The 24,413-nt window shown below is 59.5% G+C and carries 28 protein-coding genes and 1 pseudogene; 17 read left to right on the plus strand and 12 right to left on the minus strand.

Annotation, left to right across the window (positions count from 1 at the left end; all coding sequences use genetic code 11):
• Nucleotides 1–33 precede the first annotated feature (33 nt).
• The 6 genes from AAIH70_RS16380 to AAIH70_RS16405 all read left to right on the plus strand — a co-directional run bounded on the left by AAIH70_RS16380 (nucleotide 34) and on the right by AAIH70_RS16405 (nucleotide 2,651).
• Nucleotides 34–309, plus strand: a complete 276-nt coding sequence (locus AAIH70_RS16380; protein WP_430034807.1) for a hypothetical protein — start codon at nucleotides 34–36, stop codon at nucleotides 307–309.
• Nucleotides 310–373: 64 nt separating this feature from the next.
• Nucleotides 374–562, plus strand: a complete 189-nt coding sequence (locus AAIH70_RS16385) for a hypothetical protein (RefSeq protein WP_430034809.1) — start codon at nucleotides 374–376, stop codon at nucleotides 560–562.
• A 363-nt stretch (nucleotides 563–925) separates the two neighbouring features.
• Nucleotides 926–1,153, plus strand: a complete 228-nt coding sequence (locus tag AAIH70_RS16390) for a hypothetical protein (RefSeq protein ID WP_430034811.1) — start codon at nucleotides 926–928, stop codon at nucleotides 1,151–1,153.
• A 2-nt stretch (nucleotides 1,154–1,155) separates the two neighbouring features.
• Nucleotides 1,156–1,827, plus strand: coding sequence for an SOS response-associated peptidase (locus tag AAIH70_RS16395; RefSeq protein ID WP_430034813.1), 672 nt, complete (start codon nucleotides 1,156–1,158; stop codon nucleotides 1,825–1,827).
• A 16-nt stretch (nucleotides 1,828–1,843) separates the two neighbouring features.
• Entirely contained in the window at nucleotides 1,844–2,191 is a 348-nt protein-coding gene (locus AAIH70_RS16400) for a hypothetical protein (RefSeq protein WP_430034815.1), read from the plus strand.
• Nucleotides 2,192–2,225: 34 nt separating this feature from the next.
• Nucleotides 2,226–2,651 (plus strand): DUF6508 domain-containing protein, encoded by a 426-nt coding sequence (locus AAIH70_RS16405; RefSeq protein WP_430034817.1) that lies wholly within the window; start codon nucleotides 2,226–2,228, stop codon nucleotides 2,649–2,651.
• 24 nt (nucleotides 2,652–2,675) lie between these two features.
• On the opposite strand, the gene AAIH70_RS16410 is transcribed toward AAIH70_RS16405, so the two are convergent.
• A complete protein-coding gene (locus tag AAIH70_RS16410; protein WP_430034819.1) occupies nucleotides 2,676–3,530 on the minus strand; it encodes an alpha/beta fold hydrolase in 855 nt (284 codons plus the stop codon).
• A 139-nt stretch (nucleotides 3,531–3,669) separates the two neighbouring features.
• Nucleotides 3,670–4,464, minus strand: coding sequence for a DUF429 domain-containing protein (locus tag AAIH70_RS16415; RefSeq protein ID WP_430034934.1), 795 nt, complete (start codon nucleotides 4,462–4,464; stop codon nucleotides 3,670–3,672).
• Nucleotides 4,465–4,632: 168 nt separating this feature from the next.
• On the opposite strand from AAIH70_RS16415, the gene AAIH70_RS16420 reads away from it, so the two are divergent.
• On the plus strand, nucleotides 4,633–4,836 hold the full coding sequence (locus AAIH70_RS16420) for a hypothetical protein (RefSeq protein WP_430034821.1): 204 nt from the start codon (nucleotides 4,633–4,635) through the stop codon (nucleotides 4,834–4,836).
• Nucleotides 4,837–5,104: 268 nt separating this feature from the next.
• On the opposite strand, the gene AAIH70_RS16425 is transcribed toward AAIH70_RS16420, so the two are convergent.
• Both AAIH70_RS16425 and AAIH70_RS16430 read right to left on the minus strand, forming a co-directional pair.
• On the minus strand, nucleotides 5,105–6,385 hold the full coding sequence (locus AAIH70_RS16425; RefSeq protein WP_430034823.1) for a diguanylate cyclase domain-containing protein: 1,281 nt from the start codon (nucleotides 6,383–6,385) through the stop codon (nucleotides 5,105–5,107).
• A gap of 345 nt (nucleotides 6,386–6,730) precedes the next feature.
• A complete protein-coding gene (locus tag AAIH70_RS16430; protein ID WP_430034825.1) occupies nucleotides 6,731–6,874 on the minus strand; it encodes a hypothetical protein in 144 nt (47 codons plus the stop codon).
• Between the two features lie 120 nt (nucleotides 6,875–6,994).
• On the opposite strand from AAIH70_RS16430, the gene AAIH70_RS16435 reads away from it, so the two are divergent.
• From AAIH70_RS16435 to AAIH70_RS16450, 4 genes and pseudogenes are all read left to right on the plus strand, one after another.
• The gene (locus AAIH70_RS16435; RefSeq protein ID WP_430034827.1) at nucleotides 6,995–7,420 is read left to right on the plus strand and encodes a VOC family protein; all 426 of its coding nucleotides are present in this window, start codon (nucleotides 6,995–6,997) and stop codon (nucleotides 7,418–7,420) included.
• A 47-nt stretch (nucleotides 7,421–7,467) separates the two neighbouring features.
• Complete coding sequence (locus AAIH70_RS16440; RefSeq protein ID WP_430034829.1) at nucleotides 7,468–7,935, plus strand: pyridoxamine 5'-phosphate oxidase family protein; 468 nt, start codon at nucleotides 7,468–7,470, stop codon at nucleotides 7,933–7,935.
• Nucleotides 7,932–8,273, plus strand: coding sequence for a DUF3140 domain-containing protein (locus AAIH70_RS16445; protein WP_430034831.1), 342 nt, complete (start codon nucleotides 7,932–7,934; stop codon nucleotides 8,271–8,273). Before AAIH70_RS16440 ends, AAIH70_RS16445 begins: the two co-directional genes overlap by 4 nt.
• Nucleotides 8,274–8,460: 187 nt before the next feature.
• Nucleotides 8,461–8,744 (plus strand): annotated as a pseudogene (locus AAIH70_RS16450) (SDR family oxidoreductase); the annotation flags it as partial.
• 129 nt (nucleotides 8,745–8,873) lie between these two features.
• On the opposite strand, the gene AAIH70_RS16455 reads toward AAIH70_RS16450, so the two are convergent.
• The 4 genes from AAIH70_RS16455 to AAIH70_RS16470 form a co-directional block, all read right to left on the minus strand.
• A complete protein-coding gene (locus tag AAIH70_RS16455) occupies nucleotides 8,874–9,518 on the minus strand; it encodes a DUF2461 family protein (RefSeq protein WP_430034833.1) in 645 nt (214 codons plus the stop codon).
• Nucleotides 9,519–9,621: 103 nt separating this feature from the next.
• On the minus strand, nucleotides 9,622–12,882 hold the full coding sequence (locus tag AAIH70_RS16460) for an error-prone DNA polymerase (protein ID WP_430034835.1): 3,261 nt from the start codon (nucleotides 12,880–12,882) through the stop codon (nucleotides 9,622–9,624).
• Complete coding sequence (locus AAIH70_RS16465) at nucleotides 12,879–14,390, minus strand: Y-family DNA polymerase (protein WP_430034837.1); 1,512 nt, start codon at nucleotides 14,388–14,390, stop codon at nucleotides 12,879–12,881. Before AAIH70_RS16465 ends, AAIH70_RS16460 begins: the two co-directional genes overlap by 4 nt.
• Nucleotides 14,311–15,063 carry an ImuA family protein gene (locus AAIH70_RS16470; protein WP_430034839.1) on the minus strand — a complete coding sequence of 251 codons (753 nt, stop codon included), beginning with the start codon at nucleotides 15,061–15,063 and terminating at the stop codon, nucleotides 14,311–14,313. Before AAIH70_RS16470 ends, AAIH70_RS16465 begins: the two co-directional genes overlap by 80 nt.
• Nucleotides 15,064–15,773: 710 nt before the next feature.
• On the opposite strand from AAIH70_RS16470, the gene AAIH70_RS16475 reads away from it, so the two are divergent.
• Together AAIH70_RS16475 and AAIH70_RS16480 are read left to right on the plus strand one after the other, a co-directional pair.
• Nucleotides 15,774–15,965: a hypothetical protein gene (locus tag AAIH70_RS16475; protein ID WP_430034841.1), complete on the plus strand. Its 192-nt coding sequence runs from the start codon at nucleotides 15,774–15,776 to the stop codon at nucleotides 15,963–15,965.
• 254 nt (nucleotides 15,966–16,219) lie between these two features.
• Entirely contained in the window at nucleotides 16,220–16,633 is a 414-nt protein-coding gene (locus tag AAIH70_RS16480; protein WP_430034843.1) for a hypothetical protein, read from the plus strand.
• Nucleotides 16,634–16,723: 90 nt separating this feature from the next.
• On the opposite strand, the gene AAIH70_RS16485 is transcribed toward AAIH70_RS16480, so the two are convergent.
• From AAIH70_RS16485 to AAIH70_RS16500, 4 genes are all read right to left on the minus strand, one after another.
• The gene (locus tag AAIH70_RS16485) at nucleotides 16,724–17,071 is read right to left on the minus strand and encodes a hypothetical protein (protein WP_430034845.1); all 348 of its coding nucleotides are present in this window, start codon (nucleotides 17,069–17,071) and stop codon (nucleotides 16,724–16,726) included.
• A complete protein-coding gene (locus AAIH70_RS16490) occupies nucleotides 17,068–19,053 on the minus strand; it encodes an AAA family ATPase (RefSeq protein ID WP_430034847.1) in 1,986 nt (661 codons plus the stop codon). Before AAIH70_RS16490 ends, AAIH70_RS16485 begins: the two co-directional genes overlap by 4 nt.
• A gap of 39 nt (nucleotides 19,054–19,092) precedes the next feature.
• Complete coding sequence (locus AAIH70_RS16495) at nucleotides 19,093–19,695, minus strand: hypothetical protein (protein WP_430034849.1); 603 nt, start codon at nucleotides 19,693–19,695, stop codon at nucleotides 19,093–19,095.
• Between the two features lie 323 nt (nucleotides 19,696–20,018).
• On the minus strand, nucleotides 20,019–20,150 hold the full coding sequence (locus tag AAIH70_RS16500; RefSeq protein ID WP_430034851.1) for a hypothetical protein: 132 nt from the start codon (nucleotides 20,148–20,150) through the stop codon (nucleotides 20,019–20,021).
• Between the two features lie 627 nt (nucleotides 20,151–20,777).
• On the opposite strand from AAIH70_RS16500, the gene AAIH70_RS16505 reads away from it, so the two are divergent.
• The 4 genes from AAIH70_RS16505 to AAIH70_RS16520 all read left to right on the plus strand — a co-directional run bounded on the left by AAIH70_RS16505 (nucleotide 20,778) and on the right by AAIH70_RS16520 (nucleotide 24,413).
• Nucleotides 20,778–20,981: a hypothetical protein gene (locus AAIH70_RS16505; RefSeq protein ID WP_430034853.1), complete on the plus strand. Its 204-nt coding sequence runs from the start codon at nucleotides 20,778–20,780 to the stop codon at nucleotides 20,979–20,981.
• 93 nt (nucleotides 20,982–21,074) lie between these two features.
• Nucleotides 21,075–21,248: a hypothetical protein gene (locus AAIH70_RS16510; protein ID WP_430034855.1), complete on the plus strand. Its 174-nt coding sequence runs from the start codon at nucleotides 21,075–21,077 to the stop codon at nucleotides 21,246–21,248.
• Nucleotides 21,245–21,955, plus strand: a complete 711-nt coding sequence (locus AAIH70_RS16515; RefSeq protein WP_430034857.1) for a hypothetical protein — start codon at nucleotides 21,245–21,247, stop codon at nucleotides 21,953–21,955. The genes AAIH70_RS16510 and AAIH70_RS16515 overlap by 4 nt, the downstream gene beginning before the upstream one ends.
• 1 nt (nucleotide 21,956) lies before the next feature.
• A complete protein-coding gene (locus tag AAIH70_RS16520; RefSeq protein ID WP_430034859.1) occupies nucleotides 21,957–24,413 on the plus strand; it encodes a Mu transposase C-terminal domain-containing protein in 2,457 nt (818 codons plus the stop codon).

Consider the following 24,413-nt stretch of genomic DNA (forward strand, 5'->3'; position numbering starts at 1 on the left):
GTGCTTGCAGACCCTACGCGCAAGAGCGTAGCCATGCGCTGGCAGGATGTCTGCCATCGCATGGCTACGCCGTTGAAAGCAACCGCTTCGCCAACTACTTATGGGGAAACCCTCAACAGCAACGACGATGGCCTCATGGTAAGCAGGATCCGCAGGACTCTGACCGTGGAAGAACGCGCGGCAGCATTCGAGCATACGAACAAGGTGGCACAGGAAGCGGCCGAAGAGGAGCGCCGCCACCGCGAAGAGAAAAGTGCCAAGCTTCGGGCGCTCCGGCTTGCAGCCGGCAACGGAGCCTCACCTAAATAGTCCTCCGTCCTACGGAACCAGGCTAGCCTCCCCGAGTTCACGACCACCCAACAAGGATTCCGATATGGATCACGTTTCCAATCCCCAGCATGCAGACGCTCATGACAGCATCACCTCCCGCCGCCTCGCCAAGGGCTACAGCCTCGACGATCTCGCCATCGCGACGGGTCTAACCGTGGAAGAGATCACTGCGACTGAGGAAGGCCGTGGCTCGGCAAATCACGTCGAGCGCATCGAGGGCGTCCTGAAATAGCCCGGCTGGTCAGCCCGAGCTGGTGCCTCGGCCATGACGCGCTATCCTTGTCAATCGGTGTGTGGCACCCGTCCAAGGGGTGATCCCGATCTAAGGGGCGAGGCACTCGTCACAGATCCCGCAGCCGTCCTCATCCATGGCGGTCGAATTACATGGTCGACAGCAACAGAGGCATGCGCGCAGATCCGAGCCATCGGCATGCGGCTCCGGCGGCAGAATTTCAATCAACTCGTTTTCATAAATCGTGTCGGTTACGTCGTCCATCTCGGGCTCCAATCGAGGATTCCCTTCAGATGGTGAGCGTCGGCCTAAGCGCAAGATCGGCGCCTTGACGAGACGCGCGCACACTACATGTCATTCACCATGAAAAGCATCGTGCCCCCATCGACGACCCGACATCCTGATCGCTTCCTTGCCCTTCAGGAGGCGATGGCCGATGACGTGTCAGACCTGGCCATTTCTGCGGTCGAGGCAGGTTGGCGACCCGAGGAAGTCGCTGCGGCTCTGGTCGAGCTTGCAGACCACCTCATGCTTGGGGTTATAGCCAATCGGGATCTCGACCGGGACCTCGCCTTTCTGCGGAGAAGTTGATCATGTGCGGACGGTTCACCTTCGACCACGAATGGCCCGCTTTCTCAAAGCTGTTTGATCTCGACTGGGATCAGGAGCGGGGTCGAAACACCCAAGCCCGGTACAACATCGCGCCGACGCAGGATGTCCTGATTGTCCACAACGACACTGCCGGGACGCAGAAGGCGGAAACCGCTCGCTGGTGGCTCGTCCCTCATTGGGCCAAGGAGATGCCCAGGGCCGCGATGTTTAATGCGCGCATCGAGACGATCGGCACCTCCCCCGCGTTCCGGGATGCTTTCAAGTCGCGGCGCTGTCTGATCCCCGCCTCCGGCTTCTATGAATGGACTGTGAGCGAGGAAGACGGGAAGAAGGATCCATGGCTGATCTACCAGCCGGGACGGTCACCGTTCTCTTTTGCGGGCCTGTGGGCGCACAACGAGCGGCTCGGTGTCACGAGCTGCACCATCGTAACGATGCCCGCCGACGCGCCGATGACCCGACTGCACGACAGACAGCCCGCTATTCTTGAACCCGCCCTCTACAAGGAGTGGCTTGACCCTGCCACTTCGGGAGCCAGGGCGAAGGAACTCCTCGAGCAAGGCAACATCGACGACAGGCTGGAATTCCATCGCGTCAGCCGCGAGGTAAACTCCTCGAAGTTCGCTGGTAAGCCCGAGGTGAACCCACTTTGAGCATCATGGTGAACTGATGACGACACCAGCCCGAGAGAACCCACACACACTGCGCGCATATGCCAGAGGAATCGACACGATCCCCTACGTCGCCGTACTTGCGGTGCCGTTCGCATGGGCAATCTGGGCAATGGGAGTTGCTGGCAATGCCCCTCCAGAGGAAATCGAACAATCGTGGATGTTCAAGGGCTATCTTGCCACCCTTTTCTACGCGCCCTCGATGGCCGTCTGTGGTGTGGTGGAGTGGTGGAGCCGGAGACGGGACAGGCCAAGACTGCGGATCGCAGTGCGTTTATTCCGGTGGGCGCATTTCCTAGTGGCGATGGGTCCGATCATCGTTCTTTTCGCATCCGTATTTCTCTAGGATGGCAGCCATGAGTGTCGGAGACTGCCCATCGATGAAACCTGCTGAATTGTCACCCGCTCCTGATCTGGCTTCACTCGCTCCTTGGGCCACCATTTTCGCCGATCCCGACTTCGTATTCGGAAGATGGGCAGGAGGCAAACAAAGGGACGGGTCAACGCAGTTCGCGTACTTCGCGTTTTCCGATACAGCGCAGGAATTCCTCAATGCCGTGTCTGCCGGACATTGGGTCCGGGCCGAGATAAACTGGTCGGGAAAAACCGAGCGCGCGCAATTCCATCGCTTACGGGACGATCCGGATGCGATCGCACGTGCTTCGGTCGAGGAAATCGCCCACCTTCTCACGACGCTTATGAGAGGCGATCGTTTCAATGAGGGCATGCTTGCAAGTGCTTTCCAGGACGGTGTTATCCGCCGTAGTCTCGATCGAGTGAAAGCGCTCGCAGGGGACAGTATTTGATCCGGAGTTACCGGAACGGCTTCATTAATCAGCAACCGCTCCCTCAACAGGGACACTTTTCGAATCCCTGACGAAATCGATGAACCGTAAAAGAACGGCGTTGAATTCGTCGGGTCGTTCCCGATGCAGTGCGTGCCCGGCGCCCTCCACCCGTTTTGGCGCGCCCTCCCAGATATTCGCGTAATTCAGGCTATCGATGTAGTCCAAGTTGATGACCGGATCGTTCTGACCGTTCACGATGGCAAGCGGTACGAGCGAGGTTTCGGCCAGGCGTCTCTGATCACTGCCATGTCCGGCGATAGCGGCCTCGATCATGTACTGACGGGCGACACCGTGGGTTCTGCGCACGGCGTTGATGAAAAATGCGTCGTCTCGGGCTCCCGCACCAAGAGCCAGTTCGACGATCATCGGCACCTGCTCATCTAGTAGCTCGGCATTTCCTGTGTAGGCCATCTCGGGTGTCGGTTTGAATCCAGCCTGGAGACCCTCCGGATTGTTCGCCACAGGCGGCGTGCCGAATATGAGCGCACCATCGACCTGCGCTCCTGCCGCGATCATCTCGAGGGCGACATGGCCACCGAGCGAATGACCTACAACCACGAATCGCTGCACGCCCATTTTCCCGAGCGCTTCGAGCAAGGCGTCCGCATAGCCGGACATGCTGTAGGTACGGCGGGGGTCGGAGGCATCGTCCGAAGCGCCGTGCCCGGGAAGATCGAAAGCGACGACGCGCCGCCCGCGCGACAGTTCGGCGATCTGCGTTTCGAAAGATTCCTTGCATACCGAGTTCGCATGGATCAGGACAACCGGGACGTCGGATCGACCGAGATCGGTGAAGGCAAGGCGGCCGTGGGTCGTATCGATGTAATGCTCGGACATGGGATGATCGGTCTCCGTCTGATTTTGTCCGGCAGGACACCAGCCTTGGCAGGCACCGTCAAGTGTTAGGGGACGATCTTCCTAGCGAGGCAATCGATTATGACATCGGGTGTTAGAGTTCACGCGATCGAATCCGCTGTCATCTTTGGGTCGGCACCCATATCGCCGATGCGCTGTTCCCGAACGGCGTCGCCCGCCCGTCCATGGCGCATGCGCCAACCCACGCGCAGACGACGGCGTCGAGCTTATCTTCGAACGCCTTCATCTGGTGACCCCGCGCGTCTGCGGCAGGCAACCGAAGAGCCGCCTTCGTTCCCTGTACCCGGTCATCGAGCAGGTCTACGATACGGGTCCACACCTCGAGCAGCATCTGCCTACGCACAACAGGGATTTCCTGTCGCCAGTATTTTGCGATCTTCGAGTGCTTGTAGGGTAGCCGTCGCTCGGCTGCAGCAAGTTCGATGAGCGCCGGATGCGGATAGACTTCGATGAGGTCCCGGCCTGTCAGGGTCATTACCGACAGGGGATACCCAGCGGCATCGAATTCGGCGCGTATGTTGTCACTGATTTTGCCAGGGCGAAGTGCGCTGGGACTATGCGTTCCGCCGCCTCGAGCGCCGTAGAGCGATGAGATCAGGTTATCCGAAACTCTGCGACCGACGATCGGCATACTGGAAAGCGGCATGTCGATGGCGACAAGGTCAGGTACTGATCCCGCTTTCAGCTCAACCGCACTTATGATCCGCCTCACGTCCGGAATGGAACCTCGATGACGGATGATGGAGTCACCGCCCGAGGGCATGAGGAAGCCGTCGTAGGATGCAGCGGCATCCAAAAGTCTCCATCCCGTTCCATCGTCGGCAACCATTGCGATGCCACTCGGTTCGCGCTCGGTCCAGGCTGCGTCGATACCGAGCACTATCCTTCGTTTCATGGCCGACACCCTACACTTCCTTCGATCAACTCGGTTCGCGTGTACGCCACTCGTTGCCCAAGCGACACTGCTGCCGACCGAGTATCACCTTTCCAGTCCAAATCCCGAAGTCGATCCTGTTCCCTCGTCCGCCAACATGTATTTTGCTGACGATTCCGGGAGAGGGAAATGGACAGCGAGAAGAGACTAGCTATCTTTGAAAGGGCTCGAAGCCGAGCCGAGGCGGCCGGAACGCCGATCGAATCCGATCCGCAGTTTACAGCGTGGGTAGGTCAATGGATCCAGGGCGAAATCGACCTCAACGAACTCAAACATCGATATGGCGAGTTGCTCAAGGATAGGGCAGTGCTCAAGCGGGACGCCATTCCGTAGCGGACGGACCCGTTTAGGGCCTTCACGAGCGCGAACGATCCCTGTTTTGCCTCTAGCGGATGAGATAACCGAACCCGGGCCCGATCAACATCCCGCCTATTACCTAATGAATGAGAGTCAGCGGCTTCTCGTCGGGATCATGTCCAGTCAGAAACAGGAGCAAGAAGAATGCCGCTACGCCTGCGACAAGCAAGGTCAGGGGGAAGAGGATGCTTTTTCGATAACTTTGCATTGGTTTCCTCCGAATCTCGACGGGCTGCCCCAAAACCTACCATTGTCTAGCCGGGCAATCGAATTTCACGACGTCCTTGCCCGCCGCTTTCGCATCATAGAGCAATTTATCGGCTTCGCTCATGAGATCTGCAATATTGCGTCTCGCACCCGTCCAGACCCCGCCAACGCTTGTGCGGACGCTGGCGGCAGTACCTGAGGCCTCGATCGGCCGTCTAACAGCGGCAAGGATGCGTTCCGCTGCGGCCTTTCCCGTTGTGGCACCTCCGGCAACCACCACTACGAACTCGTCACCTCCCACTCGCGCTACAAGATCCTCGTCTCGGACCGACGAACGAATTCTATTCGCCGTTTCGCAGAGCACGACGTCGCCCATGGGATGACCATAGCTGTCATTGACCTCCTTAAAGCCGTCAAGATCGAGAGCAAGGACCGAGTATCCGTCAGCCGACCGCAGCGACGCATATTCTTCGCCAAGCCCCCTCCGATTCAGGACTCCTGTAAGAACGTCTGTCCGTGCGTTTTCCTCCAAGGCCTTCATACGGATACGCTCGTCCGTGAAATCGATTGCCATCCCGACTATTTTGATCGGGTGGCCCTCACCGTCACGCAAAAGGCGACGGTCGCATCTCATCCACCGTTCTCCCTGGACCGTATCGAGGCGGTATTCCGCAACGCTTTGATCGAGTTGCCCCGCAATCAGCGGCGTAAGGTCAGCCTGTGCCCCGTCATCTACATTGATCTTTCTCAGGTAGCGCTCGAGATCGAGACGAGCCGCAGCGGGTCCGCCTATGAACTGCGCCAGACGGTCGGAGGTCTCGAAACTTCCGCTCGCGATGTTCATGTGCCAGAAGCCGCCGCGGATGGCCTCCAGTGCTAGCTCGACTTGGGCCGTACGCTCTGCAAGTTCTCGCTCATGCTCTTTGTGCTTGGTAATGTCCTCTATCTGAGAGATGAAACGGACAATCCTCCCTTCCGGATCTCGCATGGCCGCGACATGTATGAGGACATGGACGATTTCTCCCATCGGCCGAACATACCGCTTTTCGATCGTGTACCCCTCGCGCCTTCCCGCGAGGACCTGCCGGAAAAGAATAAGATCGGCTTCAAGGTCGTCGGGATGAGTGAAATCCCTGAAATGCGTACCGATGACGGTCTGCATTTGTTGGCCGACGAGTTTCGCGAAGGCGGCGTTACCCCGAAGGATTCGACCTTCGAGATCGACCAGAGCGATACCGATGGGGGCATGTTCGAAAGCAAAGTCAAACAGTGCCAATCGCGTCGCAGGATCATCGTTTGTGTAGGGCTCTGCTGACATCTCTCCTCCAGGACGGGAGCTTTAGCCAGTTAAGGTGTATTTTAGAGCTTTATAATCAAGAGCCGATTGGAAGCGATCTGGATTCAACGGACGCGTAGGTCCACACAATAGAAATCAACTCATCGCCCAATTCGGAAGAGATCGCAGCGGACAGGTAAAGGTGCTCGCCTGGCATTTCGTTGCCCGCAGCGAGAAATCGGGAAAACCGCTGCGTTCACCATCTCCGTCATGCCCGATTGGCACGCCGCGACCTGTTGTACCAACCAAAAGTGCGGACGAATGTTCCGTAAAGACAGTAAGGCTGATTGATCCGGGAACGTGCTAAAAAGCGGGTCACCATGCAGATCAGCGAAACCACTTCTCCGCAGCGCGAAGCAGTTCTCCCTCCTCATCGACGCCATCTTGAAAGAGGCGCACAAGAAGCATTGCAAGCTCGTCGGGGTGAGTGTCGTGCTCCGGGATCACCTGTGCGAACACTCTTTCGAGCATTGCCAGATCCTGAGGGCGAAGTGCCACGTTTGCAGGTAATCTTCCTCGCACGTGTGCACGATAAGGTCGACAGCGGAAACATGCAATCCTTACGCGTTTGGCAAAGGAGGGAACGGGTTGGTGTCGTTCATAGAAGTTCAGGCGATAGACCACATCGTCGTCAATGTCAGTGATGTCGAGCGAGCGGCGATCTGGTATCAGAGAGTGCTCGGCATGACCCGGTTCGATTACGGCGAGGACCTCTCCCATCCGCGTACAGCCATGATGTTCGGCAAACAGCGGCTCAATCTCCGCCCGGTTGCGATCGAGAAAACCGAGTGGTTCACAGCAAATCACGAGGCTGCCGGCAGCAGCGATCTTTGCTTCCTGGTAGCCGCAACACCCGATGAAGTCGTCACCCACCTCGAACACTGCGGCGTCGAAGTCATCATCGGCCCTATCGCCAGAGACGGTGCACGGGGAGAGCTTATATCGGTCTACTGCCGCGATCCGGACGGTAGCCTCATTGAGATCGGCTCCTACGAACATGCTGGGACCGGAACATAGGCCGGACCTCGCTGTTCAAGCATGGTGACCTATTCAGGAGGAACCGGATGACCACGATGACGATGGAAGAGCTTTCGAAGAAGCTGAGCAAGATCGACTTCTGCATGTTCAACACAAACGGCGGCTCCGGCAGGATCAATAGCCGCCCCATGAGCAACAACGGAGATGTCGAATACGACGGCGACTCCTGGTTCTTCTCCTACGAGGAGACGGAAAAGGTCGGCGAGATCGGCCGCGACACCGGAGTCAGCCTGACATTCACCGCACCGCCGAGCATACTTGGAAAGCCTGGCATTTTCATCGCCGTCGAGGGCAAAGCCAGTCTGATCCGAGATAAGGCGTTGTTTGAAGAGCACTGGGTTAAGGACCTGGATCGGTGGTTTCCCGATGGGGTCGACACGCCCGGCATCCTCCTGATCAAGGTCACCGCTCAGGTTATCGAATATTGGGACGGCGAGGAGAATGGCCGCATCGAGCTACCCGCCGTCGACGCCGTCGCGGGTGGTGCCGTATGAGCGAGCTTGACCGCGAAAAGGTATGGGAGGAGTTCCGCGAGGCCGTAAACATGACACCGTCGTCACTGGCAAAGTGGCTCGAGACCGACGAAAGCAAGTCGGCGGGCTGGACCGACGGTAGTGGCGGCGAAACCGTGGGCCATCATTCGGGTCGTAGGATCGTCGAGATCAAGAAAAAGTCGAAGACCGATCTGACCGACGACGACTTTGCTCACATGCGTAAGGTGGTGGGCTACGTGCACCGTCATCTTGCGCAGGGAGGCCCTAAAAAGGACGTTGAGGGTTCCACATGGCGGCAGTCGCTCATGAACTGGGGCCACGATCCGCTCAAGGATTGACGCAGCCAAGCCCTATTCAAGACTCGAATCCTCACCCGACGAGACCGCCTTCGGTAGCGGATGGCCGCTGCGGTCTTCCAAAGTGAACCGTCGCATACAGAACGAAACCGTGTCTGCGGAGTTCTTGTACAGACACCACGGAGGCCATCATGATATCTTCATTCACAGCGGCAAAGCAGAGAGAGATCACAACTCGATGACGAAGGGCGGCATTCATGCGTTCACCAAATCGCTGGCTTCGCAGCTCATACCGAAAGGCATCCGGGTAAACTGCGTGGCACCTGGGCCCGTCTGGAGCCCTCTTAATCCGAGCGACAAGGAACCGGACAAAGTTTCCCAGTTCGGATCGGGTGTACCTATGAAACGCCCGGCGCAGCCGGAGGAGATCGCTCCCGCCACGTATTCCTCGCCTCCCCGCACTGCTCGAGCTTCATAACAGGCGAAATCCTGCCGATAGTCGGCGGCTATTGAGGAGACATCGAAATGACGACCAGACTGGGAAGCTGTAGATGAGGTATCTAACCCAACCACCTGACTGTTGTTCCCGATCAGCTACGTATTCGATGTTTCCCAGACGTTAGTTGTGAGAACGTCCGCTGGTCACCTCGTCGTCGCCCGATTGATGAAATCGATCAACGGTCGAGCAGCTGCAAACGCCCTCACGATTTCGCTGACGGCGTTGGTAGATTGTAGAAGCTGATCGGGAAGCGGCCGGCACGCCCCGAACGCTCGCAGATTAAGCGAATCCATAGCATCGTGATTCTTCCCGAAGCCGGACGTGGCGAGCGAAGTCCCATCAGAGAGACCGTGATGGAAGAATGTCCGGAAGACGGTACCTTCGACCAATTCACGCCACCGCCCGGTATCGGTCATCATCTGCTGGCGCAGCAGTCGCGAAAACTTTGTGGCCGGCGACCGCGCGCCGCCGCCGCTGTAGCTAGCGCCCGGTTCGATGTGGACGAAATAAGTCGCCGCCGCTCGAGAATCTGGCGATGTCCGGATAGTCAAAGAGATTACGCCTCTGGCCAGCTGCGCGCCCAAGACGCGGGCGAAACGATTGGTCAAGTCCGGGTTGGCGCTCGATACTCGGCCATCGATCGAGGCGACACAGTGTATCAAACGCGAGGCGAACTGTTTGAGGTCCGCCTTAGCGTCCTCCAAATCCCTCTTGTGGGCGGCAAGCCACTCCCTTGTCGGGTCACGTCCACTGTCCGCTAGAAAGCCCATCGTTTTTGCGTCTATCATTATCGCTTCAAAGCTTTCCGAATTCGAGTCTTGCTCAGTTCCAGGGCGCACAAAGCAGGCCCGCTATGACAGGTGAATATCAGTGTCCCCGGTGCCGGGCTCGTCATTGGAAATTCCTCGCTTTGACCTTCAAAGTTTCAATGTGAAGATCCGGCACGAACATGTCGCGCACCTTGTTCGGCGGCGGCCGATCCCGCGCATCGCCGCCTCCCGCCGACCCGTGCGCGAACTCGTCCCCACGCCCGGACGGGTTTCTGAATTCGGTGTCGCGATCGGCCAACGCCGACAGATCGCCGGAAAGGTCGTAGAGTTGCCGGGCGATCAGATGGACGACATCTCCCTCGCGCTGAATCTTGCCATGTATCGCCATCATGCTCGCCTCAAGGACGACGCGGCGGCGCTTCTCGAACAACGACGGCCACACCACGATGTTGACGATGCCCGTTTCATCCTCCACTGTAATGAACATCACGCCCTTGGCGCTCCCCGGCTTCTGCCTCACCAGGACAAGTCCGGCCACGCATAGCCACCTCTTGTCCCGAGCGTTCATGGCCTTGGCACAGGTGACGATGCGACGCGCGCTCAGATCCCGCCGAAGGAACGAGATCGGGTGCTCCCGGAGTGTCAGGCCGACGTGTGCGTAGTCCTCGACCACGTTATGCCCCTCGGTCATCTGCCTGAGCGTCACCTCCGGCTCCTGCTGTTCTGCAACCACCCTTTCCTCGCGCGCGGCCGCCGCGACGAACAGAGGCAGCGGCTCGTCGCGCAAAGCCTTGATCGCCCACAAGGCGTCGCGGCGCTCGAGATCGAAGGCAGGTCTGAACGCGTCAGCCTCTGCAAGTTGGACGAGGGCTTCCGACGGAACCTCGGATCTCCGCCAGACATCGTCCACGGATTCGAACGGGCGCTCGATGCGGGCAACGACAATCCTCGCCGCATCGGCGGCGGCTAGCCCGGCCACCTGCCGCATGCCCAACCGGACGGCGTGTCGGTCGGAGCCGGGGATTTCCTCGAGCGTACAGTCCCACCGCGAGTGGGCGACGGAAACCGGACGGACTTCGACACCGTGCTTCTGTGCATCGCCGATGATCTGGGCGGGCGCGTAGAAACCCATGGGCAGCGAGTTCATGAGGGCCGCGGCGAATGCGTCAGGGAAATGGCACTTGATGAAGCAGGACGCATACGCGATCAGCGCGAACGACGCCGCGTGGCTTTCGGGGAAGCCGTAGCTACCGAAGCCCTCGAGCTGCTTGAAGGTCTTCTCGGCAAACTCACGCGTGTAGCCGTTATTGACCATGCCGTCGATAAGTTTGGTCTGGAATTTGGAGACCCCGCCCGTGAACTTGAAGGTCGCCATTGACTTGCGCAACTGGTCCGCTTCCCCTGCGGTAAAACCCGCGCAGACCATAGCGACCTTCATCGCCGACTCCTGAAAGAGCGGCACCCCCAGGGTCTTCCCGAGCACGGCCTCCAGTTCGGGGGTCGGGTACTCGACAGGCTCCTTGCCCTCGCGGCGGCGCAAGTACGGATGCACCATATCGCCTTGTATCGGACCCGGCCGAACGATCGCGACCTGGACGACCAGGTCGTAAAACGTCCGCGGCTTCAGACGCGGCAGCATGGCCATCTGCGCCCTGCTCTCCACCTGAAAAGTCCCGAGCGTGTCTGCCCGACGGATCATCGCATAGGTCGGCCCGTCCTCCTGGCGGACCTTCGCAAGATCGAGGTCTTCGTGTTTGTGTTCGCGGATAAGATCGAACGCCTTCTGGATGCAGGTCAGCATGCCGAGAGCCAGCACGTCGACCTTCATCATCCTCAAGGCCTCGACGTCGTCCTTGTCCCACTCGATCACCTGCCGATCCTGCATGGCGGCGGGCTCGATAGGCACGAGGTCGTCTAGGCGTGATCTCGTCAGCACGAAACCGCCCACATGCTGACCGAGGTGCCGAGGTGTTCCCATCAGTTCGCGCGCGAGCCGCAGTGTCATGACAAGGCGATAGTCATCTGGGTTCAGGTTTAGTTCGCGCACGTTGCGCTCGGTGATCTCCTCTGACCAGGACCAGAGACCGGAGGACAGAGCCTTGGTCACATCCTCCGGTAGACCCATGGCCTTGCCGACGTCTTTGATCGCACCTTTGGCCCGGTAGCGTGTAACGGTGCAGACAAGCGCTGCGCGGTCACGGCCGTAGGTTTTGTAAATCCATTGGATCACTTCCTCGCGCCGCTGATGTTCGAAATCCACATCTATATCCGGCGGCTCGTTTCGCTCCTTGGAGACAAAACGTTCGAACAGAAGATCGTTCACTTCGGGGTCGATCGAGGTGATACCAAGGATATAGCAAATCGCCGAATTGGCAGCTGACCCCCTACCCTGGCAGAGAATTCCCTGCGACCTCGCGAAGCGAACGATGCTGTAGACGGTTAGGAAGTACGGAGCGTAGTCCATTTCCTTGATGAGATCGAGTTCGTGGCGCACCGACTGCAACACCTTCTGGGGCAGCCCCTCCGGATAGCGATCGGGAATGCACTCTCGCACGCAATGCTCGAGCGATTGCTGGGCATCCATGCCGTCGACGAGGGCTTCCTCCGGATACTCGTAGGTCAGCTCTTCAAGCGAAAACTTGCATTGCTCGACGATTTCCATCGTCCGCGTCAGGGCTTCCGGATGCCGAGGAAACAATCGCTCCATTTCTTCCGGCGGCTTGAGGTAGCGATCGGCATGACGCTCGCGGTCGAACCCGACATCGTCGATGGTCGTGTTGCTACGAATGCAGGTGACGATGTCCTGAAGCTGCCGACGCGACGGCTCGTGAAAAAGCACGTCGTTGGTGACGACCGTCTTCACCTTAAACCGCGTTGCCATGTTCGACAGTTCGTGGATGCGCATCTGGTCGTTCGGTCGCCTTCGGAGGCAGAGCGACACGTAGGCCCGCCTTCCGAAAATTTCGGACATCTTCCTCATTTGCACCGCACACGTGTCGTCCGGCAGATCGGGGACCAGAATGCCTATTATCCCCTCGGAATAGAGCGGCAGGTCTTCGACATGAAGGATGCAGTTATCCTTGCCGCCCCGGCTCTTGCCGAGAGTGATGAGCCGGGTGAGCCGGGAATATGCCGCCTTATCGGTGGGGTAGACCAGGACCGACATCCCGTCCTGGAGATCGAGGCGGCATCCCACTATAAGGCGCAGACCCGTATCCCGAGAGGCCTCGAGCGCACGAACGATGCCTGCAAGAGAATTGCGGTCGACAACACCAACGGCGTCGATTCCGAGATCCTTCGCCGTAGTGAACAGGTCGTGAGCGGACGATGCCCCCCGTAGAAAGCTGAAATGCGTCGTCACCTGGAGTTCGGCGTATCTCATGCAAAGATTCCATGCATGAACCACTTGTGCGATCCCGTCTCGGGATCAACGCCGTCGCCGGCACGAAATATCCAGAACCTCTCGCCATCGTCGTTTTCGATGACGAAGTAGTCGCGCACGGCCTCCAACTCGCTGGGTGTCCGCCACCACTCCCCGAACACGCGCTCGGGGCCGTCTGCTCTTCGGACGCGGTGACGCTTGCCCCGCCACGTAATGGTCGCCGGCGGGTAGTCGGGCATCATCGCGATCGCCTGTATCTGCTCCGGTCTGTCGAATAGCCGGATCGGCCTGCGCCAATGGCCGTTCCAGGATACGTCGGCCACTTCGGAGACCGCCGAAACACGCTGGACGCTTCGCTCGGGCACGTCCGAAGCGAATGGGGCCACCCGGTAGACCCGCTGCCGCCGGTTGGCGAAGATGTCGATCAAAGGCGTTAAATCCGTCGTCTGTTCCTCGATGAGCGACGAAGCCTTCTGCTCCTCAACGAGAGGCTCGGCGGAGACTGCGACGAGTTCGAGCTTTTCGATGCCGAAGCCCGGCTCGATCTTCTCGGTGCGGTCCTTGAATAGCTTTGTCAGCCAACCGGTGTCTCGGGCGGGCTTCGCGGTCCCGGCCCGAATAGCCTGGATCGTGTTATCGACCTTGTGGACGATGAGGTCTGTGCGACGAGCACCGAGACCACGCTTCTCCAGTTCGGTGACGAGCTGAACGACCAGCCTACCGACGTACTTGTCGATCGTTTCAGCGGCGCCGATGGGTTCCTGAAAAGAGCGAGAGACGGCGACCAGTTCGGATGTACGAATGGGATCTATAGGGTCGGACATCCTCCCGAACATCTGGTCGAGCCTGCGTCCCACCTCGGGGCCGAAGCGCAGAGCTATCGGCGCGCGCGGCGTGTTGGATAGCTCGCCAATGGACCGAAACCCCAGAACCCCGAGGTCGGCGACTATTTTTTCAGGCAAGCGTAGCAACGAAATCGGCAGCTTCTCGACAGCCCGTACGACTTCGCCCCGTGGAACGATGACCGTTTCCCGCTTGATAGCCCGCACGCAAGCGTGGGCCGCGCCCCAGGTGTCGGCGATAGCGACCTTCGCAGTGAGGTGTTTTGCGCGAAAGAGGTTGACGATCCCGGTGATCATCGGGAGTTCGCCACCCTGCAGATGATCGGCACCCTCCGTATCGAGGACGATGCCATCGATACCGTCGACCGCCACTATCGGGGAATAGTGACCGAGCGCCCACATACCCAGGCGGTCGAGCTGGATAGCGTCCGCGCCCGGATCGGCATCGACAAGCATAAGACCTCGGAAGATGGCCTGCGCTTTCGCGGCGGGCATGCCTTTTCGGACGCCGATATTGCGGGCCGCGTCATCGGCCGCCGAAACCCATCGCTTGGAGCCGTTCCTCGAGATGACCGCGATCGGCTGATCATCCGGAATAGCGGGATCGGCCCGTCTGATCCTGTCCGTCGGCAGATCCGGTAGATATATCGATACGACCCTGGCCATCACACGCTCCGACGTAAAACTCAGCACACTCGCCTGCACGCGATCTCAACAATTCTAAAAACCAGCGAGGTCGCCCGATGCCCGGCACCGGAAGCTCCTCCGACGGCACGACACTCACCCTCCACCTTGTCGTCGCAGCGGTAGGCTGGCCGAAGTCGTTGGCTTCGGTCTGTCGTCGCCACCGCCGAACGACCAGCGCCATCGTCCCCGTGCGCTCGGCGACCAACTGGAGCCGCCTACTCGTGACCATCGGCAAGCGAACCATCTCGCCCACGACGGCACCGAGACCGCCGAAGGCAAGCGCCTCCTCCATGTTGGCCGCAACCTCTTCCTCTTTATCCGACTCCACGAACACCACTTGGCTGGCTCGCAATCCGACCTGCGCCAGTGCCGGAAAAAAGAGATCCGGCCGCGTCAGGCACCAGACGACCGGCCCGTTCGTCCGAGCTGCGATACCGGCGGCGAACAATGCGGCCGCCGCTCCGTCCACAGTGCCGGATCCGCCTCCCGCGAATTCATGGAGGGCGCCGCCACCTAGACCTCCTCCGGGAAGAACGGCATCTATTGGCGGAACCCCGAACGGAAGGAAGCCGCACTTCCTACCGCTCTCACCCTCGATCGAGGCAATTTGTTCACGCAGGGTAGCCAGAACATCATAGCGGACAGCCGACATCGTTCGCTGAATCCTTCCGGTTCGCGTTTGTTGCTTCACGCGGCTTCATGCCGCCAGAACTCTTGATGTTCCGTATCTGTTCCGTTAATCGACGGGAGTCAAGGCCGCCTGAAATAGGAATACAATCTCACAATTTTAGTAATTCCGCGGATTCGCGTATTGAATCATGGCGCTAGGATCGGTCGTCAATGGCCGGGACAGCCGTAGAATTATCCGGGGCGGAACCAACGTAGCAAGCGCACTGTCGCACGTCGCGGCGGTTGATGGGGCAAAATCTTCAGGGCGACAGCACCGACCGGAGTTCCTCGAGTCGAGTACCCGCACGGCGTGTGACGCTAGACACCGATAAACTGATGGGAAAGGGGCGTCGCCCGCGATCAATCCATGCTAAATCGGAAATATAGACCTCCGACGAGACGACGGCAGGGGGTTGGTGGCAGGGATGGAGAGCAACGCATGCCGAAGAACCGAAAACACAAAAGAAGGACCACGTCTCCCAAGCGGCTCTCGTTCGGGTCTGCACTAGACGAGGTTTCCTTCCGACCGCTTGGACGTCGTATCAAGGTGATACGGGGCATTTCTCAAGCCCGGCTGCGCCGCAACCAAAAAGCTCTCGGCGTATCGGAGCGGGAATGAACCGCGGCAGCCTCTAGTTCCCATTGATCCAACGGGCGCATTCCGCCTCGACATTTCCCATCGAGAGACGAGTAATGAATATTGACGAGCGTCATGCATTGATCGCGAAGGCGTGGCGCAAGGCATTGGCCGAGGGGCCGATCGACGCTGACGCCGAACTGGCCGCATGGTTGCTGGAGTGGGCGTCGGCCGAGATTGAGATCGACGAGTTGATCGCCCGTTACACTGCCCGACAAAAACGACAGCAGAGTGAAAAAGAGACATGATCGGGTGGTCCACTGTTCACGCATACGGCGTTCCCCTCCTGCCGCATCATAGTATCCGGCAGGTTCCCGGTCGATATGTGATCAGATGGCCCAAGAATAGTTGCACTTAAACCCGTAGTGTACGACGGCCGTGCTACGGCCGTTCCAATCTTCCTTCCGTCCGAAGCTCGCCTTCCGACATCTAGCGTAGACTGATTGACAGCGGCCAATTTCCGATCGACCATTAATTATTACGCCGATCGAAAGCCCCCTGTATGAGTATCCGTGAAATACTACCGACCGACGCGACGTCGTCGAAGATGGATGATTTTTCTCGTTTCAATATAACCCACCAGTTGCTGGAGAAACTAAGGTCGTTAGGCGACTTCGGTTGCGAGGAAATTTGGTACGGCTTTCCACCAACATTCACATTGGGCCATCTCGACGGCTGTCGATGGCTATTCGGGGCTCGAAAGCATGCAGGGCAGACCTTGTTTATGATCTTCGCTCCTGAAACCCAGAGTCACGTTTGCTGGGACAATCTGGACAAGCTGGCGATGGAACGCAGCTGGGAGTACATCAAGCCTTTGAAGCAGGCAGCGAACACCGGAGTTCTATCACACGAGGAAGCTCTGTCGGCCATTTTAGTCGCGGCGCGACAATTTCGAAAGAAACGTCCGTTCGGGTGAGTAACTGCACCTCTTCGGCATGGCTCGCAAACACAGCCTGTTGCCGCAAGTGACGATACGACTGCCAGCGGACCGCCGACCTTGCTCTGCTCACTCGAAGGGATATCGAACTCGAAGAGGCTCGCCCAGTTTGTATATGCGGCTGCGGCATCGAGCCCATTTCCTCCCCCGGTCGAGTTGCAGTAACGGAGATGTTTTGCCCATCGTTCCGTCAAGGATAAACGGGTGGCCTTCGAAGTATCCGAAAATGTGCCGATGTCGTTCGCCCGACGTATAGAACACCTCCTCGATGAACCAGTTTACGACCAGTGGAGCGTCGACGAGCTCGGTCTCCGTCGGCACTTGCCCTGAAGCGATTTTGTCGAGCGTGAGACCGTAGTCACGGAGGTATTCCTCCAGCGAGCGCCCGTCGGGCATCCTGACATCGTGCTCGGTCATCGTTTGACCTCCCACTTCATATCCACCGCGTCTGCGTCACGACGCGATGCGTCCATCGCACGAGCCTCGTGCGTCGCCCCGCCCCGACCCGGCTGAAGGATCTTCTGCATATCGGCTCCGCTGATGCGGCCTTTCTCCATAAGCGCGTCCGCCAGTTTCATCAGGTCGGCCTTTCTTGCCTGCAGGGTTTGCTCGGTCCTTCCGAGCGACGCTTTGAGCCGCTTGTCCACCGCCTGCCAGAGATCGGGGTCACGGGAACGGAGCGTCTCAAGCGCTCCGGGCCCGGTTCCCATATCGAGCACGAGATGCTCTCCGAATCCGAAGAGCCTCTCGATGCTCGTCGCCAGCTCGGTAGCGAGGCGGAGATCGGCGGTCAGCGCGCCCCCTCCGCTTGTCGAATGATGCCCGAAAACGACGCGTTCGGCGGCGATGCCCGCGAGATGGATGTCGATCCGTGCCGTCAGGCTCTCTTCCGTCGCGATCACGCTTTGGCTCCTTCTGATTTCCACATGCCCCAGGGAGCTTCCCCGGTCGTCCAGTGGAACCCGTCGACTGATGGCAACCGCGACGAGGTCGTTAGGGTTCGCGACTAACGTCACGAGCGCATGGCCAGCTTCATGGATGGCAACGCGCCTCAGCTCGTCTTCGGAGAGTGATCGGGTAGGCGGCAGCGCGTTCAGAAGGTCCGTCTCCAGAAGCTCCCTGCCCTCTCTGCGTACCGTGCGCCGCACCTCCCTGGCGACGAGCGCGAGGTCGGCACCTCCGAGCCCCGCACTCATCTGCTCGAAATGAGGCATGTCAGACGGCGCGGCCAAGCCACGCAGATGCTGACGCAGGATCGAGATACGCGCGGCACCATCAGGCAACGGAATTCCGATAAGCCTCTCGAGGCGGCCGGGTCTGAGTAGCGCAGGATCGATAACGTCGGGGAAATTCGTGGCCGCGACGACGACTACCCCCTCCCTGCCGCCCGGCGGATCGAGGCACTCCAGCAGGCCGTTGATCACCTGACGCTTGTAATCCGCGTTGTCTCCCGCCGTATCACTGTTACGGTCCCCGAAAGCGTCGAACTCGTCGATGAACAACACGCACGGCGCTTTCTTCCGAGCCAGCTCGAAACACTTTCGCATCGCCTTGAGCATGTCACCGAGATGGCCCTCGGCCTGCCAGCGGGCGGAAGACGCTTCGATAATCGGGATGCCGCAGGTAGCGGCCAGAAGGCGGCCGTAAGTGGTCTTTCCGGTGCCGGGCATGCCGTAAAGAACCGCGCCCCGATCCACGTCTTCCCATTCGATCCGCCCGTTTTTCCAGGCGGCCAGATCCTCTGCGAGCCGAAGGCCCCATGTTGCGGCATCTCCATAACCCGACATGTCACGGAGAGTCTTTTCCGGTTTTTTGTTTTTCGTTTCCGCGACGGCCTTTTCTCGTTCGGCTACCGTCGCCCGCCGGAGACGCCCGATCGCCGAGCGTAGGGTCCTATGGCCGTTGACCGCCATTTTCACTTTGCCGAAATTCAGGCTTGCAAGAAACTCGGCGTCGGCCCGCGTCATATCCTTCATGCCCATCGTTCGCGCAGCGGCGAGGAAATGGGAAGCCTTCGGCGTGTCGAGGACGACTTCGAAGTCCGTGATCAGTTTGATGTCCGCATCCAGTTCGCCGAGGTCGTGGCATAGAAGGATCGTGCGGTGGGCCTCGAAGACCTTACTTAGCGAGCCGACGATCGAGATTTCGTCGAGGCGCGCCACGAAAAGCCGAGGCGCTCCTAGATCGTCGTACAGGTCCTCCGGGTCGAAAAGCCCGGTGACGGCGAGGTAATAGAGCATGCTCTCGTTCTTGAAGCCCGGCGGCATCTGAAGCAGCGCCTTGAACCCCGCCGGGCGGCGGAGGAACGGTCGAAGAGCGTTCCTGACCGCACACATGAGTACGCATGTCGCGAACGTCGGCATCTGCTCGCGGGTCGAGATTTTTCTGATGTTCTTCATCTCTGTCTCTCTGAAATCGGACGTTTGGGACGCGTGATTTCAGCGACGTATTCGACGCACCATCGTCTCGGGTCCGAGCAAGGCCCCGTCGAGATCTACTTCGATCAGGCCCGATAGGATCAGCGCCGCCACTCCGGCCACGGGCTTGGTTTCCTGGATCGCGCCGAGGCATTCCGCGAAGCTGAGGCTACCGTTCTCGTCGAGAGCAGCAAGCAGACGCACCCTGTCACCGAGACCAATTCGCCATTTTGCGTAGCGTAGAAGGTCCCGGGCGTTTTGCAGTCTGAAGCCTTCGTACACCTCTTCGTCGGAAAGCTGACGGTATTCACCGCCGAGACGTTCGCGAAAAGAAGTCTCGGACCGCTTCCTGTCCGGCGCGTCCAGATGATAGGTGCTTCCGTCACCTCGGCACACCAGGAAGTCAGGCGTTCCGAGTTCCGGATACCCTCCCTGGCTCAAAGGCTGGCATCGCCACGAAGATACATCGCCGTCTACGTCCAGGAGGCACCCCACGTCGCGCGCGGCCTGCGATCTGAACAAAGGCGGGCCTTGGCACTTCAACGTGGTCAGGGGATAAAAGCTTGCCGAGGCCGCGGGTACGCCCGGGAAGGCGCCGACACTGAAACGCTCGTTAGTTCGCATGACTTCCTCACTACAAATAGCCATTGACGACGGCCGCGGACGGCCAGCGAAGTCAACGTATTCGTATAGAGTGGGTGAGCGATCTGAACATGGAGGAACAATTGCAGAACAGAAGACGGGCGTCAACCGGCTAAATGTAAGGTTGTTTGCGCCGGTCGGATTGAAAGACACCATGTCGATAACTGGCATCTTGTTGGTCTTCGTCGAGGGTGGAGGCGGCGCGATGAAACCGTGACGAATTAAGCGGCGGGCTGGCGATCGCCTCTCCGATTTCCTTTTTTACATCGGCCGACCGAATCCGCTTGACGTGGCTCGAAAGATCGTTATATCCGGCCGCGCAGCCGAAGTGCCGCGACCTGTTGCAAGGTCATGCGGGCAAGACAAGGACTGCCATAGAGCGAGCGGCCCCAGGACAGCAACGGTCCCGCCGCATAACGCCATGGCTTTGAGACCATGGTGGGCATGCTCCCCGGGGATGGGTCAACCCGGCGGAGTGTTTTGAAACCGTTTTCGCTCACGGAGATGACCCATGTCTGCACGTATCAAATAAGTCCGTCCCATCGCCCGTAGGCCTCGGCCATCGGGAGAGCACGCCATCATCACTTAGAGCGCGTTGGCACATAATAATGTGCGGAAAAGGACCTACCGTGTCTGTTGTCAATCCTTTCCTCGATCCGTCTTTGCCGTCCCTCGCAGGGAGCCATCTCACACAGAATCGCCGTGTCGATGTCGGTTCTGTCGAGGAAGGAGCGCGAGCCCATGTCGATCCGCGAACGGATCTCGTCGCTCGGGCGACGCTTTCCATGACCGAAACGTTGAAGCGGCTTCTTCTGCCATCCCTTCCCACCATGGTAGTTTCCGCCGCGGCCAACCGTCATCTCGAAACGACACACACCTAGCGGCACGTTAACGTTCGCTTTACGCCTTTCCTCCATGGTTGTGTTGCGGGAATTCTCCCGTTACGCCGATCGAGGTTGGAAATGCGAATAGCGAGCACGTCAGGTTGAGCTTCTCGTAAGACCAGAACACGCCCGGAAGGGTGCCTGGCCAGCGAGACAGTCGCAGGTTTCAGGAGCTTCGATATGAGCATCGCTCGCACTCTCGGCCACATTACCTTTTCACCGCGCCCCGTCGTCTTCCAGGATTACGTCCTTGCGTCGTACGATGCCGCGGGCAACACGACCGCGCCTGCCTTTAATTTCGACTTCGACATGTTCGATTTCGACGGCGCGCCTCAGCCTGCAATTCTCCCCTCCGTCTCCCGGCTCATACGCCGGCCAGCGTAGCCGCACCCGCCAATCGGGCTGCAGCTGAATTTCTTCGAACCGGGGGCCTGGCCGTCCACGGCAGGGAAAGCGCGTGCGCGCACAGGGGACCAAATGGACCAGCAAACCCGCATCGACACCATCCATGAACGCCGTGCCGGCATCGACATGTATGCGATGGCCTACGAGCAAACGACGGTTTTCGCCAAGCCCGACCGCCGCCGGAACGGCGAGGGCGCGACCGGAGAAAGGAGCTTTCACATAACGAGGAAGGAGAGCCTGACGTGATCTGGAACCGCGGGTTCGCCGAGCAGGGTGAGGCGGACCGTCACATCGCCCTACGCAACCGCCCCGACCTCATCCCGGTGGAGGAACGCAAAAACATCGTTTCGAACCGGGTGCACGCCATCGACCCGAACACCGACACGAAGGCCCGCCTCGAAAGCGGATTGGAGGACCAAGCAATGACCATTCTGAAATCGGATCCCAAGGTGGTCCGAATCTCGACTCAGTACGGGCCAGTTATGTTCATGCGTAACGGCAAATGGCACCAGACCTACTTCGATCTCTGCGTCGATTACGCGAACGGATGCCGGACGCTTTACGCCATCCGCAACAAAAAGGCATCGGACGATCTCGAGATCGATCTGGACCTGATCCGTGAACAGTCACTCCATAAGCATGCGCATTACGCGAAGCTCTGGACCGAAGAGGAACATATGACGAAGCCCGCTATCTACCGAGCTTGGGAAATTGCCGCGGCACGCAAGGCAGGCAACGACGACGACGCGGATCTCGTGCTGCAGGCGCTGATGGCCTGCGGCGGGCGGGCGCGCGTGGCGAAACTCCTCTGCGGCATCCCCGGCATCGCTTACTCCGTCGGATGGTCGGCGCTCTGGCTGCTCATCGGCCGCGGCATGGTCGAGCATCACCACGATGAGCCGCTTAAGACCTTTCTGAAAAAACATTCCTTTGTACGTGTAGTGGAGAAGTGAAATGGGACAGCACAAAAACAATCCGAATGCGATCGCCAAGGCCGCCGGAAACCTTCCGGCCAAGCCCAAGGAAATCGTGACGAAGTATAAGATCGGCGAGGACGATCTCGTCAAGATCGGAGGGCGCGAACTGGTCTACGTCAAGGAGTACGACGGAGGCATCGTCCTGCGCGCGGCCAACGACGACAAGGCTCCCGCAAAGACGTACGACTGGAAGCATATTGCCACGCTGGTGAAAGCGCGGGTTATGCAGGTGGAGAAGAACCATTTCTCCGAACGCAACGCCATTATCCGCGCACGCAGCATCAAGGCTTTCGAACTGGATCCCGCGACCGTCTTGCGTGCGAAGATGGTATCCGAGTTCATCGCCCAGGAAGAGTGCATCGACGAGGCGGAACAGCAGTTCCATCGTTCGAAGGACGATATCAAGGCGTTCACCGCAAAGTTCTCCGTCGAGAACCATGCCCTCGTGGAAGAGGCACGGGCGTACATCGCCGGACGAGGCAAGGGAAAGCTCTTCGTCGGGCCTCGCCAGTTTTGCCGCCTGCTCGAACGTTTCGAGCAGGCCGAGCTGGATCACTCGGCTATGGGGGACCGCCGCGCCGGGCGAGTGCTGTCACGCAGCACGTTCACGCGGGAAGAATTGGAGTTCCAGCTCGTCTACGCGGATCTCTATCGCACGCCCGACGGGCATTCCATCGTCCACTGCTACGACGAGATGATCGAGGAGAACGACAAGCGCGAGAGCCAGGGGCTCCTCAAGTTCCGTGTCCCGTCGCTTCCGACCTTCCGTCGTCTTATCCGCGAGGGGAACGACTTTCTCAACGAGACGGGACGGACGACGAACAAGCACCGCATCGAGCGCCGATACGCGTTCGCGCAGAAAGGTCTCGCCGTCACACGTCCGCTTCAGATCGTCGAGATGGATTGCCATGAGGTCGATTTGATGCTCATGCTGACGAAGAACGGCATCTGGGACCACCTTCATCCCGAAGCCCAGGCACGAGTCGAGGAAATGGGGCGCGTGTGGCTGTCGGTCGCGCTCGACGCCTACTCGCGCTCCGTCGTCGGCATGAAGGTGGTCAAAGGCTCTCCGAGCGCCGAAGCCACAGTCGCGACCCTCGCGATGGTAGCACAGTCCAAGGACGCGGTGGCGGCGCACGTCGGCGCGCGCAGCGGGTGGTCGCAGTGCGGCACGCCCGAGGGCATCCACACAGACGCTGGCGCTGAATATGTCGCGTCGCATTTCGAGCTCGCCGCGATGATGTTCACCGGACGTCACCGTATCCCGCCGTCGAAACACCCGCATCTTCGTGCGCGGATCGAACGTTTCTTCGGAACGATCAACCGACGCTACATCCATCTCTTCTCCGGACAGACGTTCTCGAGCCCTCTCAAGCGCGACGAGTACGACTCCGCGAAATACGCGCATCTGCTCGACGAGGAGTTCGCCGATCTCATCGTGCGCATCATCGTCGACTGCTACCACAATACCAAGCACCGCTCGACGGGCATGACCCCGTTGCAGATGTGGGAACGTGGCAGCCAGCTTGCCAACGGCGCGGTTCTTCCTCCGCCGACCGACGACGAGTACCGCTCGATCTTCGGGATCACGCTGCATCGCAAGATCGGCAACCACGGGATCGAAATCTGGGGCAGCTATTACTCGAGCCCGGAACTGCTCGAGATCCGCAAGAAATGGTATGCCGCCGAACTGGTCGTCCGCGTCAACGAACAGGATCTCGGTACGATCAGCGTCAAGCACCGCCGCCTGAACAAGTGGATCGACGTGCCCGCGACCTTCGACGGTCTCAACGGCGTGACTCTCGAGGAGTGGACCGAAGTGCCTCGCTACGTCGCCCAGCGCTTCGGCGCGAAGGCCGAGTACTCCGAAGGCGAGGTCCGCACGGGCCTGCGTGCCGTCAAGGAGTTCATCGCCCGTAGCAAGGCGCGGCCGGGTATCGCGCTCCACATGCCGCTGGCTGAGCGTCTCGCCCTGATCAACGAGAAAATCGGTGCGACGTTCGCCTACAGCCAACGGGAAACATACGACTACGGGCGCTATGTCGGCGAGGTCGGGTGCGCGGACGACCTGAAGGATTGGGAGGACGACGCGGCCGAGCAGGAGGCGGAGAAAATCGTGGCTCAGGCCGCGAGCGAGGCCGCCGCCAAGGCCCGGGAAGTCGAGCGCACGGATTTCGCGCCTACCCTGCCCGAGCATGACGACGACGTGGTCTTCGACCGCAGCGGGTTCATGACGACGGAAGAGCGCCGCAGCCAGCGCAAGCCATCGTCGGAAGGCGAGCCCTCGCCCGCCGAGCGCGTCGTCGAGAAACCGGCACGAGCCGTAAAAAAGACCGCGAGCCCCCGCACCGACGCGCCGCAGCCCGCTGCCTCCCATAAAGGCCCGGACACCGCAAAGCCCAAGAAGACCATCGGCTTCGGAAAGAAGAAGTGA

It is taken from the genome of Neorhizobium sp. BT27B (assembly GCF_050455485.1).
Taxonomy (GTDB): Bacteria; Pseudomonadota; Alphaproteobacteria; order Rhizobiales; family Rhizobiaceae; genus Neorhizobium.

Excerpts from the sequence above, each read along its gene's own strand:
- AAIH70_RS16380 (WP_430034807.1), top strand. The coding sequence starts at position 34 with ATGCGCTGGCAGGATGTCTGCCATCGCATGGCTACGCCGTTGAAAGCA.
- AAIH70_RS16385 (WP_430034809.1), top strand. The coding sequence starts at position 374 with ATGGATCACGTTTCCAATCCCCAGCATGCAGACGCTCATGACAGCATC.
- AAIH70_RS16390 (WP_430034811.1), top strand. The coding sequence starts at position 926 with ATGAAAAGCATCGTGCCCCCATCGACGACCCGACATCCTGATCGCTTC.
- AAIH70_RS16395 (WP_430034813.1), top strand. The coding sequence starts at position 1,156 with ATGTGCGGACGGTTCACCTTCGACCACGAATGGCCCGCTTTCTCAAAG.
- AAIH70_RS16400 (WP_430034815.1), top strand. The coding sequence starts at position 1,844 with ATGACGACACCAGCCCGAGAGAACCCACACACACTGCGCGCATATGCC.
- AAIH70_RS16405 (WP_430034817.1), top strand. The coding sequence starts at position 2,226 with ATGAAACCTGCTGAATTGTCACCCGCTCCTGATCTGGCTTCACTCGCT.
- AAIH70_RS16410 (WP_430034819.1), bottom strand. The coding sequence starts at position 3,530 with ATGTCCGAGCATTACATCGATACGACCCACGGCCGCCTTGCCTTCACC.
- AAIH70_RS16415 (WP_430034934.1), bottom strand. The coding sequence starts at position 4,464 with ATGAAACGAAGGATAGTGCTCGGTATCGACGCAGCCTGGACCGAGCGC.
- AAIH70_RS16420 (WP_430034821.1), top strand. The coding sequence starts at position 4,633 with ATGGACAGCGAGAAGAGACTAGCTATCTTTGAAAGGGCTCGAAGCCGA.
- AAIH70_RS16425 (WP_430034823.1), bottom strand. The coding sequence starts at position 6,385 with ATGTCAGCAGAGCCCTACACAAACGATGATCCTGCGACGCGATTGGCA.
- AAIH70_RS16430 (WP_430034825.1), bottom strand. The coding sequence starts at position 6,874 with ATGCTCGAAAGAGTGTTCGCACAGGTGATCCCGGAGCACGACACTCAC.
- AAIH70_RS16440 (WP_430034829.1), top strand. The coding sequence starts at position 7,468 with ATGACCACGATGACGATGGAAGAGCTTTCGAAGAAGCTGAGCAAGATC.
- AAIH70_RS16445 (WP_430034831.1), top strand. The coding sequence starts at position 7,932 with ATGAGCGAGCTTGACCGCGAAAAGGTATGGGAGGAGTTCCGCGAGGCC.
- AAIH70_RS16455 (WP_430034833.1), bottom strand. The coding sequence starts at position 9,518 with ATGATAGACGCAAAAACGATGGGCTTTCTAGCGGACAGTGGACGTGAC.
- AAIH70_RS16460 (WP_430034835.1), bottom strand. The coding sequence starts at position 12,882 with ATGAGATACGCCGAACTCCAGGTGACGACGCATTTCAGCTTTCTACGG.
- AAIH70_RS16465 (WP_430034837.1), bottom strand. The coding sequence starts at position 14,390 with ATGGCCAGGGTCGTATCGATATATCTACCGGATCTGCCGACGGACAGG.
- AAIH70_RS16470 (WP_430034839.1), bottom strand. The coding sequence starts at position 15,063 with ATGTCGGCTGTCCGCTATGATGTTCTGGCTACCCTGCGTGAACAAATT.
- AAIH70_RS16475 (WP_430034841.1), top strand. The coding sequence starts at position 15,774 with ATGAATATTGACGAGCGTCATGCATTGATCGCGAAGGCGTGGCGCAAG.
- AAIH70_RS16480 (WP_430034843.1), top strand. The coding sequence starts at position 16,220 with ATGAGTATCCGTGAAATACTACCGACCGACGCGACGTCGTCGAAGATG.
- AAIH70_RS16485 (WP_430034845.1), bottom strand. The coding sequence starts at position 17,071 with ATGACCGAGCACGATGTCAGGATGCCCGACGGGCGCTCGCTGGAGGAA.
- AAIH70_RS16490 (WP_430034847.1), bottom strand. The coding sequence starts at position 19,053 with ATGAAGAACATCAGAAAAATCTCGACCCGCGAGCAGATGCCGACGTTC.
- AAIH70_RS16495 (WP_430034849.1), bottom strand. The coding sequence starts at position 19,695 with ATGCGAACTAACGAGCGTTTCAGTGTCGGCGCCTTCCCGGGCGTACCC.
- AAIH70_RS16500 (WP_430034851.1), bottom strand. The coding sequence starts at position 20,150 with ATGGTCTCAAAGCCATGGCGTTATGCGGCGGGACCGTTGCTGTCCTGG.
- AAIH70_RS16505 (WP_430034853.1), top strand. The coding sequence starts at position 20,778 with ATGAGCATCGCTCGCACTCTCGGCCACATTACCTTTTCACCGCGCCCC.
- AAIH70_RS16510 (WP_430034855.1), top strand. The coding sequence starts at position 21,075 with ATGGACCAGCAAACCCGCATCGACACCATCCATGAACGCCGTGCCGGC.
- AAIH70_RS16520 (WP_430034859.1), top strand. The coding sequence starts at position 21,957 with ATGGGACAGCACAAAAACAATCCGAATGCGATCGCCAAGGCCGCCGGA.